Source organism: Pseudomonas sp. Sample_11 (genome assembly GCF_004307505.1).
In the GTDB taxonomy this organism is placed as follows: domain Bacteria; phylum Pseudomonadota; class Gammaproteobacteria; order Pseudomonadales; family Pseudomonadaceae; genus Aquipseudomonas; species Aquipseudomonas atacamensis.
Genome location: NZ_RCOD01000096.1, coordinates 60,304 through 80,407, shown reverse-complemented (window position 1 = coordinate 80,407; position 20,104 = coordinate 60,304). Strand labels below are relative to the sequence as shown.

Here is a 20,104-nt window from a genome sequence, read left to right as displayed (position 1 = left end):
CGGTCGAATTTGCCCACCGATTAACCGCGCCCGAGCTGCCAGCTGTCAACCCTTCGATTGATCGGCATCCGCTGGCGCGCCCTGATGCACATTTCACGGTCAGCGTGTGCGGTAACTATCTACCGCAAGTGCTCCAGTCTGCGCATCTACTGTTGAGTTCCAGCCCGATGGCGCCCCGTTCAGAGTTGCAATGATGTCCACCCCGACTGCCCCGCTGTTGTTTCCAGTGATATTCGATTCACCCGGCCTGCATGCTGCCCTGGGTCCGGCACACGGTCTCAACAGCAAAGACTTCGACTGGCTTGCCCATGCGCAACTGGCGACGCAATCGCTGCGCAACAAGCAAACCCCGCCGATGCTGGCCGAACGCATCCTGCTCAACGCCGACAAGCAACAGGCCGTGCCGCTGGCGGGCAGCTTCATGCTCAGCGCAGGGCCGGATGACAACGGCGTGTTTCTCTATACGCCCTACGATGGCCTGAAAAAATTCGCTGACCGCCAAGCACTGACGGACGCCCTGCAGACACGCCTCGACAATGCCGGGGAAGCTGATGATCTGCTGGCTTTCCTCTCGGTTTCGCTGCGCAAGGAACTGGTGGAAAAACGCGGGATTACCCTGACCTGCGAAACCATCGAAGGTGATGTGTTCGAGGACCAACAAGCGGCTATCGGCGAATCCCTGGAGAGGTGCGCCCGTGACCTGCTGGACGAGCTCAAACGCCTGCCATCCCTTGCAACGTTGCTGGAAAAGATTCTCGACGAACTGCTGGAAGCGCATTTTGCCGCGCTGCAACAGTCGCTAACCCGGGTCGGTTTCTACTCGGCGTCCTCCTCTGCGGACAAACAGTGGGTCGACTCGCTGTCGCTCAGTGACGCGCTGCTGCTGCACTTTCATCGCCAGGGCTGGCCGCACGGTCAGACCGTGGAATTTACCCATCCCGCTCGTTCGGTAAGCGAGGACGATCAGTCTGCCTGGACCCATGCGATCGAGTCCGCATCGGGAAAATTGACCATGCTGTTGTTTCGGCAGCTTGAGATCTACTGGAATGGCGCTTCATTCGAGGGCTCGCCCAGACGTACCTTCTTCAGCCAGACGCTACAGGATCAAGCCCGAGCGGATCTGATGATCAAGCGCGAAACGCAGATCCTCACTGCCAGCGAATTCGACGCCCTGCACTGTCTGGTCCGTGAGCCAAGCGTTGCAGTGCGGCGGCCAACGTTCGAAACCGTGTGCCTGAGCGAAGAGACAGCCTGTGTCGAGCTGGCCGGTTCGCTGATGATCAATCATGACAAGGCTTATCTCTATACGCCCAGCCAGGGCCTGCAGGTACTCACCGACTACGCCGACCTCAAACAGACACTGACCGCCAAACTGCGAGCTGCCGGGCACGAAGATGAGCTGTACGGGCTGATGAACCTGCAAGAGCGCAATCGCTACCTTGGCTTCACTAACGCACAGGTATCCGGGGAAAACATTGGCGGTGAGATCATGACGACGCTGTTCGAGACCATCATCACCAAACAACGCCAGAACATTGAATTCGTGTTGCAGCGCTTTCGTCAGAGCAAACGCACCACCGATATCCATGCACTCTTTGATAAGGCATTGGATATCCGCTCGATGATTCATGAACGATTGCTCAAGCTCGATCTCAATCAGCGCTGGAGTACCCGTCCGTTATTCACCAGCACTCCGCCATCGTCACTCGTGCAAGCGGACAAGGCTGCGCAGCAGGCGACGAGTCTGGGACGGACGCTGGATAATCTGACCAGCCACTTCAAAGACCAGCCGACCGGCCACGGCGGCGAACAGCGGGTCTTTCTCGAGGGCATTCTCTGGAAGCTGGCGCAGGCGTTCGAAGATGGCCTGCGCGGTGAGGCGTACCTGCGCAGTCTCAGCGGGTCATGGCTGGAGGCCGAGCGAAAGATCGTCGACACCGTGTTCGATGCCACGCATCCGATACGCAGGGAGCGCCAGTCACTCAATGGTTTTCGCCCCGATGCATGGTCGCTCACCCTCACCTGTGCCGAGTTCAAAGGTGCGCTGCCGCTCGCTCACTGCGTGCTTCTGACAGAGCGCGGCGGCATGGATGACCAGCATTCCGGACGCGCCATCCTGTGGACACCGGCCACTGGGCTGGAACAGTTCGAGAATATCGCCGTCGCGCAGAAGCAATTGCAACAACGCCTGGATGACAACAACCAGAGTCATACGCTGCTGGAAAATCTGCCAAGGGCTCAACGTCGACTGGGCCAGCAATACACCCTGGGCAGTTTTCAATTGATTGAAGACCGTGTTTCCAGCAATCGCATGCAATCGGGCATTGAACACTTCCTGGCCGATTCAGAAGAGCTGCGCGTGTGTATCAAGGACCAGGGCACGTTGCAGACTTACCTTGAGCAAATGAAAAGCGCGGTGATCGATACCAATATGCGCCGCGCCGTTGACCTTGCACGAACCCTTGCCAGTCATCTGGATTATCCCGACTGGTTGCGCATGGCCTCGGCGACCGAGCAGCGCACGCAACTGGCGTTGCTGGATGAACTGCGCCGCGCGTTCATCGACGGCAAGGATTTCCTCGATGAGGCCCCGGCGCTGGCCACTCATATCGAGCAGACACTCAAGACACTGCTCGATGCGCGATTTCCAGGCAACGGCCTCAAGCCACAGGACATCCGGATCACCCCCAACCTGACACTGGCCGGCCCTGCCTGTGACTTGCTGGAGTTTAGCTTGCATCACTACAACGTCGTGCAGGACAGCGGTTTCAAAGTGGCATCGACAACAGCGACAGCACTACCGAAGGATTTTGGCCAGTCCGCCGTACGGCAACTGCTGCAATCTCTCGACGTTGCCACGACCTACGCCGCGAAAGTGACGGAAGCGCTGACAGCTGATAGCGCGTCAGCACGCCTCAGCAAAGAACGGTTCTTGTGCCAGTTGCCCTGGCAATTGATGCAGCACGCCCACTCGATGAAGTTGCAACAGCAACTCTCCGATACCGGCTACGACTATATCTGCCAGGTCCTCGATATGCCGGACGGGATAGCGCGGGCGATGGTCGACGGTGCTCACGCCATCGCTTGTCCGCTATCGTTGATCAAGACTTCAGGCGCTGATTGCGTAGACGCGCTCGGACTGTATGTCTTCGGTCCGGGCGCAGGGCAAACAGGGCCCCGGGTCCTTTATGCGCCTTACTCAAGATGGATATTTCGCGAGTTCGAGAACGAAGCGCAGTTGATCGAAGCACTCAATACCCCCGGCCACTTTCAGGACTTGCTCATCCGGCGTCTGCCTGACGCGCAGCAGGCCGTATTCAAGAGCCTGTTGAAAACAACGATCGGCAAAAACAGTGAAATCACCCTTCATGACTCCCCCATAAAGGGCAACGTGCTCGAGCGGTTGCACAAAGACACCCTGAGTCTTCTGCCACAAATGCTGCGCAGCCAACCACAGATCAACGCCCAGGCAGATTGGGAAGCAGTGAAGTTTCTGTTCAGCCACGGCGTCCGCCTGGTGCCGCACGTGTTGCCGGGCAAACTCGCCTGCGGATTTTTCCTTTGGCGCAGCTATCAGGATTTCAAGGCCTCCGCTGAAGGCCTGCAGGATCACCACTGGGCGAACGCCCTGAAAAGCTTCATTGCAGGGGCGATTACCCTCTTCAGCCTGGGACGTCTGTCCTGGGAAAGCGAGGCAGAAACGGTCAGTACCGAATTCGCCGCAGAAGCGCACGCACCTGAGGGTACAGCCACGACGGTGCAAGCAGCCTCTCGCTGGGCAAAAGTGTCACCGGTAACGCCCGCCCGCGTGGATCTGCAGCCCTTCGAAAGCAGCACGGCGTTGGAAAGCCTCAAGCTCGATGCCAATAAGCTGGTCTATGGCGATTCGTCGACGACGCAGAAATACGCCGCTATTGCCGGCAAGGTGTATCCGACGGTCCAGGTCGAAAAGACCTGGTATTTGCGCAAAAAAGACGGCAGCCAGGGGCCGGCACTCGAGGAGAAAAATTCCCGTCTGGTCGTCGCAAGCACCAGCCAGCAGGTGTATCGCTGCCGGTCAAAAAAACGTGACCCTGTGCAACACGAAGTCGAGGAAAACCGTTCCATAGAAATGTATATCCAGGCCAGAGGCATGGCCCAGATCAACCGTCGCTATCCGGCCAGGGCGTTCGTGATACAGCAAGCGGTAAATCGTGCAAGAGAATACGCAGTCAATTGTCTGCATAACTACGTTACGCAGCGCGACAACCTTACCGGCACGCGGTTAGAGACGGTTTTAAAGGAGTTCTTCGAGGTGTCGGTAATAACGCCTACGCTGCTCAGGAAATTCGAGAAGGTAATTATTCCTGTTTGCCGAGAACTGACGAACCCGAAAGACGATCTGCTCTATACCGAACGCTTTTTTACTGGTCTGAACGGGCCTGGCAGCGGAAATACCGTGGCATTCGTTTTCAAACAGGACAAACGAAAAATCATTCATCTCACTGAGCTGTTTTTCAACCCGGGACTGGATAAATACACTGCGCATTTGCCCCCTCGGTTCAATGTTGATTCCCATGCCCGCGCTGTAACGCTGATCCATGAGCTCTCGCATCTGGTTTGCGACAGCGACGATCTTGTCGCCGTGCAGGCCATGGCGCCTTATCTGGACCTCATCGATACGAGGACGACCTCGGGCAAACATGCCAAGGAATCTATTGAACGTCATCGCAGCTTATTGTCGCGCTACGGCAAGCACTTGTTTGCGGAGAAAACCGGCAAACAGGTCTGGACCGACCTGGACAAAGTACCCGCGCATGCCGGCAATTACCAAAAAATCCTCAGCCTTACCAACACCACAAACCTTGCAGATGCACGCCTGGCGTTTTGCCGCCCTGATTCTGCAGATGCAAGGATTGACGTCATGCTCGCCAACGCCGATTCGATCGCGTTGCTCATCAGTGAACTGGGCCGCCAGCTCGACCCGCTTCCCGCCCCTCTATCGTCAGCGGCGGCGGGCTCGGATCAGGCAGGAGCCTCGCAAGCGCTGCCGTGAAGACAAAAAAATGCGCTGACGTCGCGCCAGCGCATTGCTCAACACAAGAATCAGTGAGTGCTTAAGGTGGGTTAGTCCTTCTGGTCCCGCAGCACATTGCCGGAAGCGCCATCAATGCGGAATTCGTAAACAGTGCCGTCGGCCTTGCGCCCTTCGCCTTCCCAGTAGCCGTCATTGTCGGCGCCGATCTCATAGACCTCGACATAACCGGCCTTGGTCTTGGCGACCTCGATGGCTTTTTCGATGGTGATCCAGCCTGCGCCTGGTTTGTCCGCCAGGGCGGCACCGGCGCTGAGCAAACCGGCGGTGGCAATCAGGGCTGCGAATGTCTTTTTGATCATTTTTTCACTCCATTTATGGATAGTAGGCAGTTGCTTCCTGTTTTTTTGGGCGCCACAGGGAAAAATAAGTTCCACGTTGATGGGTAAATGCCATGACGGATGTTCTCGGCAGCCTGCCGGCGAGGTTAGAATGAGCGAAATCAGGACGAGTCAATGACCCAAGACACTCTCTCGGAAGCCGAATACGATGCGATCACCGATGCCGCCGCGCACTGGTGCATGCGTCTGCACGCCGCTGACTGCACGGACGAGGAGCGTCGCGCATTTGAAGCCTGGCACGAAGCCCATCCGCTGCACGCCTTTGAGTACGAAGCCATGCAGGAAATCTGGGAAGTCGCCGGAGATCTGCCTCGAACCGAACCCGAGGCGCTCGCGGCGCAGCGCAAACCCTTGCGTTCGTGGCGCAAGTTCGCGGTCATCGCCGGCGCCTGCGCTGTCGGCTTGCCGCTCGCGGCCTACAGCGGCTGGAGTCTGGGCTGGGTGCCCAACAGTTATCAGCATTACGCCGCCACTGACAGTGTGCGTCAGATCACTCTGAGCGACGGCAGCCAGCTGGAACTCAACCTGAACACCGACCTGACGTTCAGCAATTACAAGAATGAACGTCGCGCCACCCTGAACAAGGGCGAGGCGTTTTTCAATGTCAGCCATGACGCGTCTCATCCGTTTGTGGTGCGCGCCGGCGACGGCAAGATCCGCGTGACCGGTACGCGGTTCAATGTGTGGATGTACGAAGATCAGGTGCGGGTCAATCTGGTCGAGGGTTCGGTGTTGGTCAGCAGCAATCGCGATCTGCCGGGCGACGGCCTGCGATTGAGTCCATCGATGCAGGCACGCTACCGACATGGCGATTACGCACCGCAAATCAGTCAGACCTACCCCGGCGATACCTCGCTGGCGTGGCGCAGCGGCCGACTGATACTGGACAACCTTGCGTTGCACGACGCCCTGCCGCTGATCAACCGTTACCTGGACAAGCCGTTGATGCTGGCCGACACCAGTACCGGCGCGATCCGCGTGGGCGGTGTCTACAACATCAAAGAGATGAACAACCTCGCCAACAGCCTGCCCAAAGTGCTGCCGGTCTACCTGACTCGCAACAAGGAAGGCAACCCGGTAATCAATTCGATGCCGCAACGCCCGCCGAAAAGCTGAAGGCCGCGTCCCTTGCGGGAGGCGGCCTTCGTTTGTTTCAGGCGACGACTGTTTACTGCGCTGCCACCTTCCCTGCCTGATCCTGCTTGATCGTCCGCACCTGATATTGCGGATCCGCCTGGATCTGCTGCTCAGTGAATGGCAGGACACTCCACTGTTTCTTCGAAAACGCCTCGGTCTGATCGCGTGAATATTTCGACGCCGGATCACTGGATAACGAGAACGCCAGCAGCCCTTGGGCGTGCGGGCCTTTTTCGTCGAAGCTCACCACTTGCAGATAGCTGGTGCCGCTGACCACCTCAAGTTTGCCGTCATCACGGGGCACGCTTTGCATCGCGTTGTAGATGCCCAACGTACCCGGCCCGCCATGAATCGGCGTTTGCCGCCCGCCACTGCTGACCACCTGGATGTCACCCCAGCGCATGTCCGGCTTCAGGCCCATTTTGCCGGCCAGTTCGACCGACGCCAGCATCGCTTCACGCAGCGCCTTGGCCACGGCCGGTTGTTTGAGCGCCAGGCCGTGCGGAGTGTGTTGCGCATCGGCCGGATTGAATGCAACACGCCAGATATCCGGTGAGTCAAGCAGCGCCTGCATGATGTTCTGGAAGTGCACCAGACCGATCCCGGAATCCAGGCTGGCACGACCATCCCAGGCTTTGAGGCTGGCGCAAACCGGCTTCAGCGTGGCCGCATCGCTGCCCAGATCGGCGCCGCAGAACTTCAGCAGATCGGGCATGACCTGCGCGGCCAGATAGACCTGATCGTCCATGACCATATGCTGCAGATCCTTGACCACCAATGGGCCTTTTTTGCTCAGTTCAGCCAAACGATCAAGCGCAAATCGCGAGCGCAGGCCCAGCGGTTGTCCGTCCTGACTGATCAGCGGTGAATAGCCAGTGAGCGGTTGCGCCGGGTTGGCCAGCCACGCTGAATCGTTGGAGTGCTGAACGAAATCCTTGCGCAGCAATTGCGGCAACTGGCTGGGCGCAAAAATGCCCTGCTGCGCCGCTTGCGGATCGACATCCCAGGCACAGCCGCTGTTGGCACCGTCCAGGACAATCATGCGCAGACCGAGGCGTGGGTCGCTGCACTTGGCCAGTTTTTCCGCGCTGACATTCGGCACCACCGACAGGTTCATGTACAGCGTCTGGCCCTTGTCATCCACCGCCAGAGTATTGACCCACGGGATGCCCTGGATCGTGTGCACGGCGTCTTGCAGATCATTGAGATTGCTGGCCTGGTTCATCGCATACCACTGCTTGAGCACGCGATCGTTGTCGAGGTTGGCATCGCGCAAGCTGTAGGCGTACTGCTTGTCCCAGTCGAGCTTGCCCGGCCATTGCACGATCGGGCCGAACTGCGAACTGTAGATATCGCGCTTCACCGGCACGACCTGGCCATCAGCCTGCTTGACCTGCACGGTAACCGACTGTTTGTTCAGCGGCAGCGACTTGCCATCGAGCAGGTAGCGGGTCGGATCCTTTGGATCGAGTTGCAGGCGATACAAGGTGAAGTGTTTCGACGAGTCGACAGTGTGGGTCCAGGCCAGATGCTGGTTGAAACCGATGTTGATCATCGGCAGACCCGGCAATGCCGCGCCCATGACATCAAGCTTGCCGGGGATGGTCAGGTGCATCTGATAGAAACGCATGCCGCCGACCCATGGGAAATGCGGGTTGGCCAGCAACATGCCACGGCCGTTGAACGAACGCTCGCTGCCGACTGCCACGGCGTTGCTGCCGCGATCCAGGGCGAAACGTTGCTGACGGGCGTCGGCCAACTGGAACGCCTCGGTGTCGTGCTTGACCTGTGCGGTCGCTTGCGGCGGAGTGGCGCCGGCCAGAGCCTCGGCGAACTGCCCGACCCCGCCTTCCACCAACAGGCGCCGCGTCAGTTTGACCAGATCCTCGGCACTGATTTCACGTACCCACTCGCCCTGGCATTGCTGCGGCAATCCCTGCTGGCGCCGTTCGGCCAGATAGCGGTTGTATCCGGCGGCATAACCCTCGACCAGGTCGCGGACCTGCGTCGGTTGCGCCTGCCAGAAGGTTTCGACCGCTTCTGGAGTATTGAGCCAGGTGAAGAACACATCACTGACGCGGTTTTCCCGTTGTTCGACAGTGAACTGCTCCGGGCCGAAGTAGCGTGAGCGCTCACCGTTGACCGTGACAATCTCGTTGGCCAGCAGGCACAGATTGTCCTGGGCATAGGCGTAACCGATGCCGAAGCCCAGCCCGCGTTCGTTCTCGGCGCGAATGTGCGGCACGCCGAAACTGGTGCGGCTAATATCGGCGCTGGTTTGTGCAGCCGGGCTCAGTGCATGGGCCGACAGGCTCAGTCCGAACAAGGTGCTGGCGAGGGCCAGCCCGGTGAGTTGCCTGGAAATAATCACGCTTGCTCCTGATCGAAAGGTCGATTGCCCCTGCGTCCACGCGCAATGAGCCTGACGAAGAAACGAAGCTGAGGAAAAAAATTTAGCGGGTAATCCTTCGGGACGAGGCCGGCATCACAAGGCCGGGACGAATTTGCGACGAAATTTCTACATCTTTTCTTTCATGATTTGTCGTGCTGAAACGTCTTGTTTAGAGAGCGCAACAAAACCTTTCCCGATCTGGCTCTGAAAAGGAGTAATCGCATGTACAACTCGCAACTACCAACGGACGGTAGCCAGACGCCACAGGGCGTTTCCATGGGTTCGCACACCGGCAATTTCACCCAGCGCGGCGAGCGTCCGGGCAACGAGCGTATTCGCGTGCTACTGAAGAGTTTCGGCCTGCGCACCAGCCTGATTCGCCTGAAAGTCATCGACGCCCTGCTGGTGGCCGCACAGAGCAATCGTCGCCTGGGCGTCCGTGGCGTGCATAGCCAGTTGCTCGATCTGGACGTGCCGTTGTCCTTTCTCAGCGTGCGCGAAGTGCTGAAACGCTTGTGCGCCGAAGGCGTGATCACCTTCAACGCCGACAAGAGTTACAGCCTGCACCCGCAGGCTGCAGCGGTCCTCAACCACGAATGAGGCTCGCGTTCAGGGCTTGACCTTGCGGCGCATCACGCCATTGATCACCACCACAACCACGGCCACGCCGATCGCGACGTACTGGAAAGTTTTCTCGGTGATCATGCCGGCGTTTTGCAGCCAGGACAGGCCCAGCATGATCGCCAGTACCGACAGGGCGATCAGAATCGAATAAATCAAGCGTTGCTTCTGGGTCATTGCGGTTTCCTGAAACGTTGGAATGTATGCGTTTGCAAGCCATACGCTTGCCGAATTACGGGGACGTGCCGGGGCAAACGGAGTGCCATGTTACCGCCCCTGAAGACTTTTGGCTGCAAGGTCAGCCGACCTTGAGGCATGGCCCGCCCTCCCTGCTCTGGCGCAAAGAAGTAAACAGCTTCCGCGCCACGCCAATCCTTTAAACATGCCGTAAGTTTTTGAAATCTGCTGACGCAGCAAACGGCTAGGTCTGCTGTGCGGCTGCGCCTAGGCTCTGCGAACTTCCTACCACTCATAAAACAGGGATGTTCATGCAGAGAACACTTATCAATATCGGCCCCAGACAGGTTGCCGGTTTCTGTCTGGCGCTGACCGCTTTCGAACTGCTCACTTACATGGCCAGCGACGTGATCATGCCAGCGATGCTGGACGTCACCACCGACCTCCAGGCAGACGCGCGGCATGTACCCCATGCATTCAATCTTTATCTGTTGGGTGGCGTCTGCCTGCAATGGCTACTGGGTCCCTTGTCCGATCAATTCGGGCGCAGGCCACTGTTATTGATCGGCAGTGCGCTGTTCGGTGTGTCGTGCGCGGCAGCTTTCAGCACCGACAGCATTGAAGCGTTCAACCTGTTGCGTCTGTTGCAGGGCATGGGGCTGGGATTCGTCGTCGCCGTGAGCTACCCGGCATTGCAGGAGGTTTTTTGCGAAGCCGACGCCGTCAGGCTGATGGCGTTGCTCGGCAATGTTGCGTTGTTATCGCCGTTGCTCGGGCCGCTGCTTGGCATCCTGCTGCTGGAATGGCTGAGCTGGCGGGAAATCTTTCTGCTGCTGGGATGCACAGCAGCGCTGGTATGGCTCGGCCTGTTGCTGTGGATGCCGGAAACCGTGGGCGTCGAGCGCCGCGACGGTCAACAAACTCCCCGGGTGCCCTTCTCCTGGCGCCTCACTTGTCGGCGCTACGGTGCGCTGTTGGGCAATCCGCGCTTCCTCTGTGCCAGCCTGGCGCTCGGCCTGATGAGTCTGCCGCTGATCGCCTGGATAGGCCTGGCGCCATTGCTGCTGGTGCGGGTACTGGAAATGCCGCCGCTGGAATATGGCCTGTGGCAGATACCGGTGTTCTCGGCAGTCATCGCCGGCAATCTGATTCTCGACCGCTTGCTGCAGACTCATTCGCTGACGCAATTGATTCAACTGGCGCTCTGGCCGTTCTGTCTGGGCCTTCTGTTTCTGGCCGCGTGCGCATTGCTCGGCGCGGGGCTTGGACCGGTGGTGGCGAGTCTGTCGCTGTACGCCGTCGGGCTGGGCATGAGCAACTCGGCGGTGTATCGCCTGGCGCTGTTTTCCAGCGACGACAGCAAAGGCCTGGTGTCGGCGCTGACCGGCATGATCTCGATCGCCGTCATGGGCTTTGGCGGTTCGCTGATTGCGGCCATCGGTGGCGGCAGCCGTCTTGAATACTTCGCTATCTGGGCCGCATTCGGCGGGCTGATGTGCCTGCCCATGGTTTACCGGCTCCTGCAAACCACCACATCTGATGTGGCCTCGCCTCAGTAAGGAACACTGATGACTCACCTACCCTATGCCGACGCGCTGTGCGCGTTGACGCAACCCTATTGCCTGAATTCAGCCCCGCCCGCTCTGTTTGATCGGGCGATGACCGAAATCAGCCGCTTTCACTGCGATCACACCCCGGGTTACGCCCATTGGCTCAACGCCCATGGACTGACGCCGCAGGACCTCGACAATCTCAGTGACTGGTCGTGTCTGCCGCCGATCTTTGCCAGTTTCTTCAAGCAACACCTTCTGCTCAGCAGCACGGGGACGAACGCCCTTGAACTGACTTCGTCGGGCACCAGCGGGCAGAAAAGCCGGATGCGTTACGACGAACGCAGCCTGGCTCGCGCGCAGTTCATGGTTGCGCAGATCTTCCGCCATTACGCCTGGGACACTCCCGATAGTCCGTGCAACTACCTGCTGTTGAGCTACGAACCCGAAGGACGCATCACCTTGGGCACCTCGTTTACCGACCAGTTTCTCTGTCGGTTTGCCCCGGTCAATCGCGTGGTTTACGCCTTGCGCAACACCGGTAGCGGCCATCAGTTCGACGTATTCGGCGTGATCGCAGCATTGCAGTCATTCGCTGAAGAAGGTTTGCCGGTACGGATTTTCGGCTTCCCGGCGTTTCTCTGGCAGACCCTGCAACGCATGCAGGCTACCGCTGTGCAGGATGTGCAATTGCCCGCCGGTTCGCTGGCCTTTTTTGGCGGTGGCTGGAAAACCCAGGCTGCGCAGGAAATTCCCAAACAACAGTTTTACGCCCATATCCATCGGCAACTGGGCATCGAACCGGCCCGCTGCCGCGATGGTTACGGTGCTGTCGAGCACGCGGTGCCTTACATCGAATGCGCCCGTCACCGATTTCATGTGCCGGTGTATTCGCGAGTGCTGATTCGCGATCCGGCGGATTTTTCCCTGCTGCCCTATGGCCAACAAGGCCTGCTCGGCTTCGTCTCGCCTTACATCTCCTCCAGCCCGGCCCACGCCGTGGTCATGAGCGACCTTGCCACGCTGCACCCGGGCGCAAGTTGCGGCTGTGGATTGACCAGCGACTGGTTCGAACTGCACGGCCGCGCCGCCACCACAGCGGGCAGAAGCTGCGCAATGGCCGCCGCCGAATTACTGGGAAGTCACTGATATGTATTTGATCAATGGACAACTGCACCACGCTTATAGCCTCGACCAAGCGCTGCAAGACCTGCAACAGGCGTTGCTGCAACACTTGGCGAGGGCCCTCGACAGCCGCACAGTCATCGACGCAGTTGCGGGATTTGCCCGGCAGCTGCATGACGCGCACTCGGATCTGCGCCTCGACAACGAGCAGCGGCAGGCCCTGATCGATTTCTGCCAACCCGAAGCGTTGATGTACAAACGCCAGCGCGAACTCGGCGCCGATGCCGATTGCCTGCGTCGTTTCGATTATCGCCAGCCACGCTTCGAAGCCTGGCGTCCGCTCGGGCTGGTGGTGCACATCACTCCGGCCAACGCGCCGCTGCTGGCCTTTTGCGCGGTGGTGGAAAGTCTGCTCGCCGGCAACGTCAACTGGTTGCGCCCCAGCCGCAGCGATCAAGGCCTGACGGCGCGACTGTTGCGCGCGTTGGTCGACTGCGATGCAAGCGGACAACTGGCCGGACATGTGGCGGTGATTCCAGCGAGCACCGAGCAGATCGGCAAGCTGTGCAAACCCGCCAACGGCGTTGCAGCGTGGGGTGGCGAAGCGGCCCTGCAAGCGATTCGGCAACAGTTGGTGCCGGGTTGTCGCTGGATCGATTGGGGGCACCGCATCAGCTTCGTCTATCTCACCCCGGAATCGTCTACGCCGGAGGCGCTTGATGCCGTCGCCGACGAAGTCTGCCGACTGGATCAGCAGGCCTGCTCCAGCCCGCAATGGCTGCTGGTGGACAGCGATGATCCGCAGGTTTTGCGCGATATCGGTGAACGCTTGGCGCAGGCCCTGCAACGACGCGCCACGCAATGGCCGGCTCTGGTACCGACAATCCAGGAAACCTCGCAAATTATCACGCACACGCAGATGGCCCGCCTCGGTCAGAGTTTTGCCGGTCACACCGGGCAAGTGTGGAATGGCCCAGGCTGGCGGGTGATCTGGACCCATGATCGGCAACTCGCGCCTTCACCGCTGTTTCGCAGCGTACTGCTGCACCCGCTGCCGCAAGCGCTGCTGACCGCCACCCTGCTGCCGTGGCGCAACGTCCTGCAAAGCTGTGCGCTGGTGTGTGCGCAATCGCGCATTGCCGAGCTTACCCATGCGTTGATCGCCGCCGGGGTCACGCGTATCGCACCGATCGGCAGCATTCACGACGGTTACGCAGGCGAACCCCATGATGGCGTCTATGCGCTGCAACGTTTGAGTCGACGGGTATCGGTGAGTCTGGCGGCCATGCAACTGCCGAATCAGGCCAGTCTCGATTCACCGCCACTCGCGGCGAAGTCGTGCGCTCTGATCATGAACAAAGAGGCGTTCGTCGCCCAGCCCATCAACGATCAGGCGCAGTTGTATTTCCGCTCCGGAGGCAGCAGCGGCACCCCTGCTCTGGCCGGCTACAGCTATCGCGATTTCGATCGGCAGATGCGCGCAACCGCTGACGGTTTGTTCGCTGCTGGTCTTGATCCGGCGCGGGATCGGGTCATGAACCTGTTCTTCTGTGGGGGGCTGTACGGCGGTTTTCTCAGCTTCAGCAAAGCGCTGGAATTGCTCGAGGTGACGCACCTGCCCATGGCCGCGCCTACCGATGACGACTACCGGGAGATTGCCCAACTGATCATCGATCAACGGGTCAACGTCCTGGTGGGAATGCCCGCCACACTGCATCGTCTGTTTCTCAATGAACAGGAGCGTCTGCGTGCTTATGCCGGAGTCGAAAAGGTCTTTCTCGGTGGCGAGCACCTGAGCGAGCAGAACCGTGAATTGCTGTGCAGTTGTGGCGTGTCGAGCATTCGCTCGGCGATCTACGGCAGCGTCGATGCCGGCCCGCTAGGCCATGCCTGCAAGGCTTCGGCGGATGGGGTTTTCCATCTGATGAACGCGATCCAGCACTTGGAAGTCGTCGCGTTCGATGAGGATGTGCCGGTGATCGGCGATCAGGTGGGTCGGCTGCTGGTCACCTCGTTCGCCCGTGAAGGGGGCCAGCGCGTGCAGCGTTATGAGATTGGCGACACCGGGCGCTGGCTGCCGGGCGTCTGCGCCTGCGGGCTGACGTCGCCACGCTTCGAGCTGTTGCAACGCCACGGCAAGCTGTTGCGCATCGGCACTGACTTCATCTCCCTGAGCGAATTGGCGTCGCGGCTGCAAGTGCCGTTTCAGTTGCAGCTGGACCACAGCGCTGACGGCGTCGAGCGCATGCAACTGCACTGTGAACTTGCAGCCGACATCGCTAAACACCGTCTCGCCGATTACCTGACCCTCATGACCGTAGTCGACAGCGGACTGCTGGTGCTGCAGATCGAACAATGCCCGCCCGAGCACTTCGTTCAAAACAAACACAGCGGCAAGACGCCGCTGGTCATTGACTCCCGCCGCTGACGCTTGCCGTGAGCTGGCTCATTCGAATCAAGAAGAACACACCGTGAAAACAACCGACCCGATTAGCGAATTGACGGGTTTTGCCCGCAAGCATTCGCCCTACTACAGGAACAGCCTCGCCGATATTCCCGAGGCAATAAGCTCGCTGCGCGAACTGCCACTACTTGATCCGGCAGACTTCTGGAAAGACAGCGCGGATCTGGCGCAATGGCCGGTTCTGACCGCCCCGATTGCCCACGCCCTGGTCTTCAAGACCGGTGGCTCAACCGGCGGCGGCAGGCTCTCCGTATATGCCCGCACGGAATGGCAACGCACAGTGGAAGCTTTCGGGCGCAGTCTGAGCGAGCAATTCAGCTCCGGCGACCGTGTCGCCAACCTGTTCTTCGCTGGCGACCTCTATGCCAGTTTTCTGTTTATCCACGATTCACTGGCCCATGTGGAAACGGCTATTACCGAGTTTCCGTTTACCGGCGAAGTCGACCCGCCAATGCTGGCCGATGCCATCGTGCAACACCGGATCAACGTGTTGGCTGGCTTGCCTGCGCAACTTTTGACCTTCGCCAGTTGGCTCCAACACCGCGGCCTTGCGCTGCCCTTGGTTGATACCGTGCTTTATGGCGGGGAGAGTATGTTTGCCTCACAACGCCAGCTCCTTGAGCAAGTGCTGCCCAACGCGCGCATTGCCTCGATCGGCTACGCCAGTGTCGATGGCGGATTCATCGGTGCAAGCCATCGTGACTGCATCGAAGGAGAACATCGCACACCTGACGGCCACGTACTGCTGGAGATTGTCGATCAGCACAGCGGCGCAACGATCGAGGCCTGCGATCAAACCGGTCTGCTCGTATTGACCAATCTGCATCGCCGCTTGATGCCGCTGATCCGCTATCCCGTCGGAGATCTCGCGTGCTGGCGCGAGCCGTCGGGCACTGCGCAACGCAAATTCGCCCTGCGCGGGCGCAGCGGCAGCAGCCAGCGTGTGCGGGTCGGCATTCTGTCGCTGATGACCGATGAAATCAGCGAAAGCGTGCGGAGCATCACTGGCAGCAACGATTGGCAGTTATTGATCGGACACGACGACGGCAGTGATCTATTGACGGTGAAATACGTAGTCAACGAAGGATCGACCCGCATCGAGGACAGACTCGAGGCCCGCTTGATCGAACTGTATCCGCAGATACCACAACTGCGAGGCGCCGGGTTATTGCAGCTGCGTATACAGAGCTGCCGCTTCGAGGACCTTGCGCGCCATCCTCGCGCAGGGAAAAGCCTGCGGATCGTCGATTTACGCTGCTACGACCGACATGACAGGGAGGTGCGTGATGGAAGCGTTGATCCTGCGCAATTACCGTGACACCGACGCCACGGCAGTCAGCCAGCTGTTTCGCGAGGTCTATGGCGATCATTACGTGCAAAGCGACGTCTACCTGCCCTGCCTGATCAATCAGAACCACGCAGCCAAGCGCTGGCACTCTCTGGTTGCGGTCGAGGGTGAACGGATTCTTGGCCATGCCACTTTGTATCGGCAGAGCGAAAGCTCGCACGATGCCGAACTGGCCTTGAGCGTCGTACATCCCGATACCCGCGGAAAGAACATTGCCACGCGCCTGGGCGCGCAACTGCTGACTCATGCACAAGCGTTGGGTTGTCGCAGCGTTTCGATCAAACAGGTCACCCACCACCCCTATACCCAACGCATGGCTATCGGTCTCGGTTTTCATAACACCGGACTGTTGCCGGACTATGTCCGCTCACCCTTTGGCGGCAAAACACCGGAGTCGATCGTCTTGGGTGTCCGCGCCATAGACGGCTATCAGCGCCCGCTGCCGGAGCAGCCGTGGCCAACCCGCTACCGTGCGTTCATGGAGCGTATGACGGCGGCGTTTGGCTGTTCGCCCAGTGCAGCATGCTGGCGCGGGCCCTCGGTTCAGGTTCAACAACACGGCAATCGGCATGAAATGCTCGTGGAAAAACTCGAACCGGAACTGCTCGATCAGTTGCGAACGCTGCCCGGGCATTGGCTGATTTCGATTCGTTTGCAGCTGTCCCGACAGTTTGCCGTGGATCTGCACAGTCTTAACGCCATCGGTTTTGCTTTCACCGGTCTGGCGCCTGCGCAAGACAATCGAGGAGGCTGGCTGACGTTGTTTCATCGCGGCTACCGCACGCGCAAGCTGACATTGCATTGCCCGCACATGCAGCAGTTACACGACCAGGCACAACGTCAACTCACTGGGCGCGCCATGGCTGCGGTGTAATCAGCCCGAGCCCGCACACGGATGAGCGGGCTTCATCGGCAGATGTCAGGCCTTTGCCGTCAGGCCTTTGTCGGACGGAACTGCCGCATTGCCTTCGCCATAGGTCTTGAGATTCTGCAGGACGTAAATGGCTTTCTTGAATTCGGGAATCAGGCTCTTGCCGTAGTAATTGCCATTGAGACTGTTGGTCTGGATGGCATCGAGCTGCGTGGCGAAATATTCCAGCGCGTTGAACTTCGCCTCCGGGTCTTTCTGCACGCCGAAGCGGTCGAATTTGTCGCCGGCATTGAGCAAGGTGATCGAGGTGATCTCGGAAATCAGGCCGCGCCCGCGCAGGAACTCGCTGAGGTTGCCCAACTGCTTGACGGAGACGTTGGCTGGATCAAAGCCCTTGATCTGCTTGCGCAAACCCTGTTTGTCCATCTCCGCGACGTTAAGCGCATTCGGATCGTTGCCGACCAGCGTCAGCATCTGCTGCACTTTGACGCTCTGCGAAACCTGTTTCTTCGCCCCGGTATCACGGACCATTACGCCCGCCTTGCTTTCCCAGGCGCCGGTATAGCCGATCGTCATGCGAGGATTCCTTGTGCAATGAGCATGAAATGTCCTTGTTCCAACCAATTGAATGGGAGCGAGTATCGGCCGCTTCGCCTGATCCAACCAACCCTTTTGTGCGCTTTTTTACAAATCTCGTACATTCATGACACCGAGCTTAAGGCCCGCAAACATTGCTTCAGCGCCGTCATCAGGATGTAACAACTGTGGCGATTGCGAGGGATGTACCAATCCCGATACCAACCGGTCATCGCCCTGAGTTCTTTCGGCGCGCAAGTACCTAAAGCTTCCGCCCGTAACGACGATACGCTGTGATACCCGCCCTGTTTTATTCCTGCCCTCCAACAAAAAAGCCGCTCAAGGATCAGTTCCATGCCCGCACTGCGCACTATTCAGGCTCGCTACACGCTGTTTCTGATTCTGTTCATCCTGCTGCTGTCCGTGCTGACCGTGGTCGGCATCAGCCAACTGGTCGCACCGACCCTGCGCGATACCGAAGAGAAGGTCGTGCTCAACCGCATCGCCGAAGTCGCCGTGCAGATTCAGGGCGAACTGAACAAGGTGCAGGCGCAGCAACGCAGCATCACCCAGACCATCGCCCTGCTCGACAGCGCCGCCATCGACGTGGTGCTGCCAGGGCTGGTGGATCAGTACGGCGAACTGAAAGTCTTTGGCGGCGGTATCTGGCCGTTGCCGGGCCAGCGCGAAGCCGGGCGCAACAAGTTCAGCACCTTCTGGCACCGCGATGCCTCGGGTCAGCTCAAGGTCAATACGTTCTGGAACAGCGACGCCGCACCGAACTACTACGACCAGAGCTGGCACAAGGGCGGCATGGCCACCCCGCGCGGCCAGTGCGCGTGGGCCGCTGCCTATAAGGACGACGCCAGTGCCGAGCCGCGCACCAACTGCGCCATGGCGATCTACAAGAACGGCAGTGCCTGGGGCGTTTCGACCATCGACGTGACCCTGGGCTTCTTCAACGACCTGGTGGCGCGCAAGGAAAAAGACCTCAACGCCGAAATGCTCATCGTCGAGGCTGACGGCAAGATCATCAGTAACAGCTCGCGCATCAGCGGTCCGATCGTCCTGAAGAACATCAGCGAACTGGCGGCCAGCTCCACCTTCATCAATCAGATCAAGACCGGCCTGCAGAACCGCGATAAAGCGCAACGCGTCGAGTTCGACAACAACGGTGAAGACGCCACCTTCTTCATGCGCCCTATCGAGGGCACACCGTGGTTCCTCGCCACCGCCCTGCCGACCAAAATGCTCACCGCCCAGCGTGACGATGTGCTCAACAGTCTCAGCCTGATCCAGATTCCGCTGGTGATCCTGCTGGTGCTGTTGCAGGTTTACGCGATTCGCAAACTGGTACAGCGCATGAAGGCTCTGAAAGCCAACATCGATTCACTGTCCAGCGGTGACGCCGACCTGACCCGCCGCATCACCATTCGCGCTGAGGACGAACTGGGCGCCATCGGCCATTCGGTCAACACCTTCATCGTCTATTTGCAGAACATGATCGGCGAAGTCACCCAGGCCACCGGTGCCATGGCCTCCAGCCTCGATAATCTGCAGCGCACTTCGGCGCACACCAGCCAGATTCTGCTGCGTCACGCTTCGGAAACCGACCAGACTGTCACCGCCATTACCGAGATGAGCTCCACCGCTGAAAGCGTGGCGCAGAATGCCGCTGAAACCGCTGCGTTCACCCAGCGCGCCAATGAAAACGCTGATCGCTCGCGCGTCGTGGTGGGTGAAGCGACCAACAGCGTGGTCGCGCTGATCGACGAAGTGGCCAGCGCTACACACAAAGTTGAAAACATGCAGCAGGACGCCCAGCGCATTACCGAGATTCTCGGCGTGATCGGTGCGATTGCCGGGCAGACCAACTTGCTCGCCCTCAACGCGGCGATTGAGGCGGCACGTGCCGGTGAACAGGGGCGCGGCTTTGCGGTGGTGGCGGATGAAGTCCGCGCCCTCGCCGCCCGCACTCAGGCCAGCACTTCGGAAATCAACGAGATGTTGACCCGTCTGACCCAAGGCGTGAGTTCCTCGGTCAGTGCCATGGAAAACACCCAGGCCAGTTGCCAGTCCGCTGCTGACGCCACCGCCCGAGTCAACTCGGGGCTGGACGAAATGGCCGGTTCGGTCAGCCACATCAACAGCCTCAGCACGCAGATCGCCACCGCCGCCGAACAGCAAAGCGCCGTCACCGAAGAGATCAACCGCAGCATGGTGCAGATTCGCCACATGGTCGATGAACTGGTGCAGAGCGGCCAGGCCAGCGAGCTGAATACCCGCCAGTTGCTCGAAGCCAACAGCCGCGTGAGCGCGATCATGGGGCGGTTCAAGGTCAGTTAAGCCAACCGCGACCACGGGGATTTTGGCCTTTACACCAATCCCCTGTGGGAGCGAGCCTGCTCGCGAAAGCGATTTTTCAGTC

13 protein-coding genes are annotated in these 20,104 nt (G+C 59.4%); 9 read left to right on the top strand and 4 right to left on the bottom strand.

The features are described 5' to 3' along the window. Positions 1-190: 190 nt before the first annotated feature. Positions 191-5,035 carry a DUF6543 domain-containing protein gene (locus D8U60_RS25095; protein WP_241663576.1) on the top strand — a complete coding sequence of 1,615 codons (4,845 nt, stop codon included), beginning with the start codon at positions 191-193 and terminating at the stop codon, positions 5,033-5,035. A 71-nt stretch (positions 5,036-5,106) separates the two neighbouring features. Here the strand turns inward: D8U60_RS25095 and D8U60_RS25090 are convergent, their stop codons facing one another. Then, positions 5,107-5,376 carry a PepSY domain-containing protein gene (locus tag D8U60_RS25090; protein ID WP_016770715.1) on the bottom strand — a complete coding sequence of 90 codons (270 nt, stop codon included), beginning with the start codon at positions 5,374-5,376 and terminating at the stop codon, positions 5,107-5,109. Between the two features lie 153 nt (positions 5,377-5,529). Here D8U60_RS25090 and D8U60_RS25085 point away from each other — a divergent pair, with 153 nt between their 5' ends. Continuing rightward, positions 5,530-6,531: a FecR family protein gene (locus D8U60_RS25085; protein WP_122612239.1), complete on the top strand. Its 1,002-nt coding sequence runs from the start codon at positions 5,530-5,532 to the stop codon at positions 6,529-6,531. A gap of 52 nt (positions 6,532-6,583) precedes the next feature. Here D8U60_RS25085 and D8U60_RS25080 read toward each other — a convergent pair whose 3' ends face one another. Next, positions 6,584-8,923 carry an acylase gene (locus D8U60_RS25080; RefSeq protein ID WP_130901191.1) on the bottom strand — a complete coding sequence of 780 codons (2,340 nt, stop codon included), beginning with the start codon at positions 8,921-8,923 and terminating at the stop codon, positions 6,584-6,586. Between the two features lie 243 nt (positions 8,924-9,166). Between D8U60_RS25080 and D8U60_RS25075 the strand changes: the two genes are divergently transcribed. Continuing rightward, positions 9,167-9,544, top strand: coding sequence for a fe2+ zn2+ uptake regulation protein (locus D8U60_RS25075; protein WP_024012892.1), 378 nt, complete (start codon positions 9,167-9,169; stop codon positions 9,542-9,544). Positions 9,545-9,553: 9 nt separating this feature from the next. Here the strand turns inward: D8U60_RS25075 and D8U60_RS25070 are convergent, their stop codons facing one another. Continuing rightward, positions 9,554-9,742, bottom strand: a complete 189-nt coding sequence (locus D8U60_RS25070; protein WP_016770563.1) for a hypothetical protein — start codon at positions 9,740-9,742, stop codon at positions 9,554-9,556. A gap of 311 nt (positions 9,743-10,053) precedes the next feature. Here D8U60_RS25070 and D8U60_RS25065 point away from each other — a divergent pair, with 311 nt between their 5' ends. Genes D8U60_RS25065 through D8U60_RS25045 form a run of 5 tightly spaced genes read left to right on the top strand, consistent with a single transcriptional unit; the run spans position 10,054 to position 17,103 of the window. Then, on the top strand, positions 10,054-11,301 hold the full coding sequence (locus D8U60_RS25065; protein WP_130901190.1) for an MFS transporter: 1,248 nt from the start codon (positions 10,054-10,056) through the stop codon (positions 11,299-11,301). Positions 11,302-11,310: 9 nt separating this feature from the next. Then, the gene (locus D8U60_RS25060) at positions 11,311-12,441 is read left to right on the top strand and encodes an acyl-protein synthase (protein ID WP_130901189.1); all 1,131 of its coding nucleotides are present in this window, start codon (positions 11,311-11,313) and stop codon (positions 12,439-12,441) included. A 1-nt stretch (position 12,442) separates the two neighbouring features. Next, entirely contained in the window at positions 12,443-14,845 is a 2,403-nt protein-coding gene (locus tag D8U60_RS25055; protein WP_130901188.1) for an acyl-CoA reductase, read from the top strand. A gap of 43 nt (positions 14,846-14,888) precedes the next feature. After that, complete coding sequence (locus D8U60_RS25050) at positions 14,889-16,199, top strand: phenylacetate--CoA ligase family protein (protein WP_130901187.1); 1,311 nt, start codon at positions 14,889-14,891, stop codon at positions 16,197-16,199. Next, positions 16,168-17,103, top strand: coding sequence for a GNAT family N-acetyltransferase (locus D8U60_RS25045; RefSeq protein WP_130901186.1), 936 nt, complete (start codon positions 16,168-16,170; stop codon positions 17,101-17,103). The genes D8U60_RS25050 and D8U60_RS25045 overlap by 32 nt, the downstream gene beginning before the upstream one ends. A 45-nt stretch (positions 17,104-17,148) precedes the next feature. Here D8U60_RS25045 and D8U60_RS25040 read toward each other — a convergent pair whose 3' ends face one another. Continuing rightward, positions 17,149-17,676, bottom strand: a complete 528-nt coding sequence (locus D8U60_RS25040; RefSeq protein ID WP_016774651.1) for a hypothetical protein — start codon at positions 17,674-17,676, stop codon at positions 17,149-17,151. Positions 17,677-18,030: 354 nt separating this feature from the next. Between D8U60_RS25040 and D8U60_RS25035 the strand changes: the two genes are divergently transcribed. Further along, positions 18,031-20,022: a methyl-accepting chemotaxis protein gene (locus D8U60_RS25035; RefSeq protein WP_130901185.1), complete on the top strand. Its 1,992-nt coding sequence runs from the start codon at positions 18,031-18,033 to the stop codon at positions 20,020-20,022. Positions 20,023-20,104 lie beyond the last annotated feature (82 nt).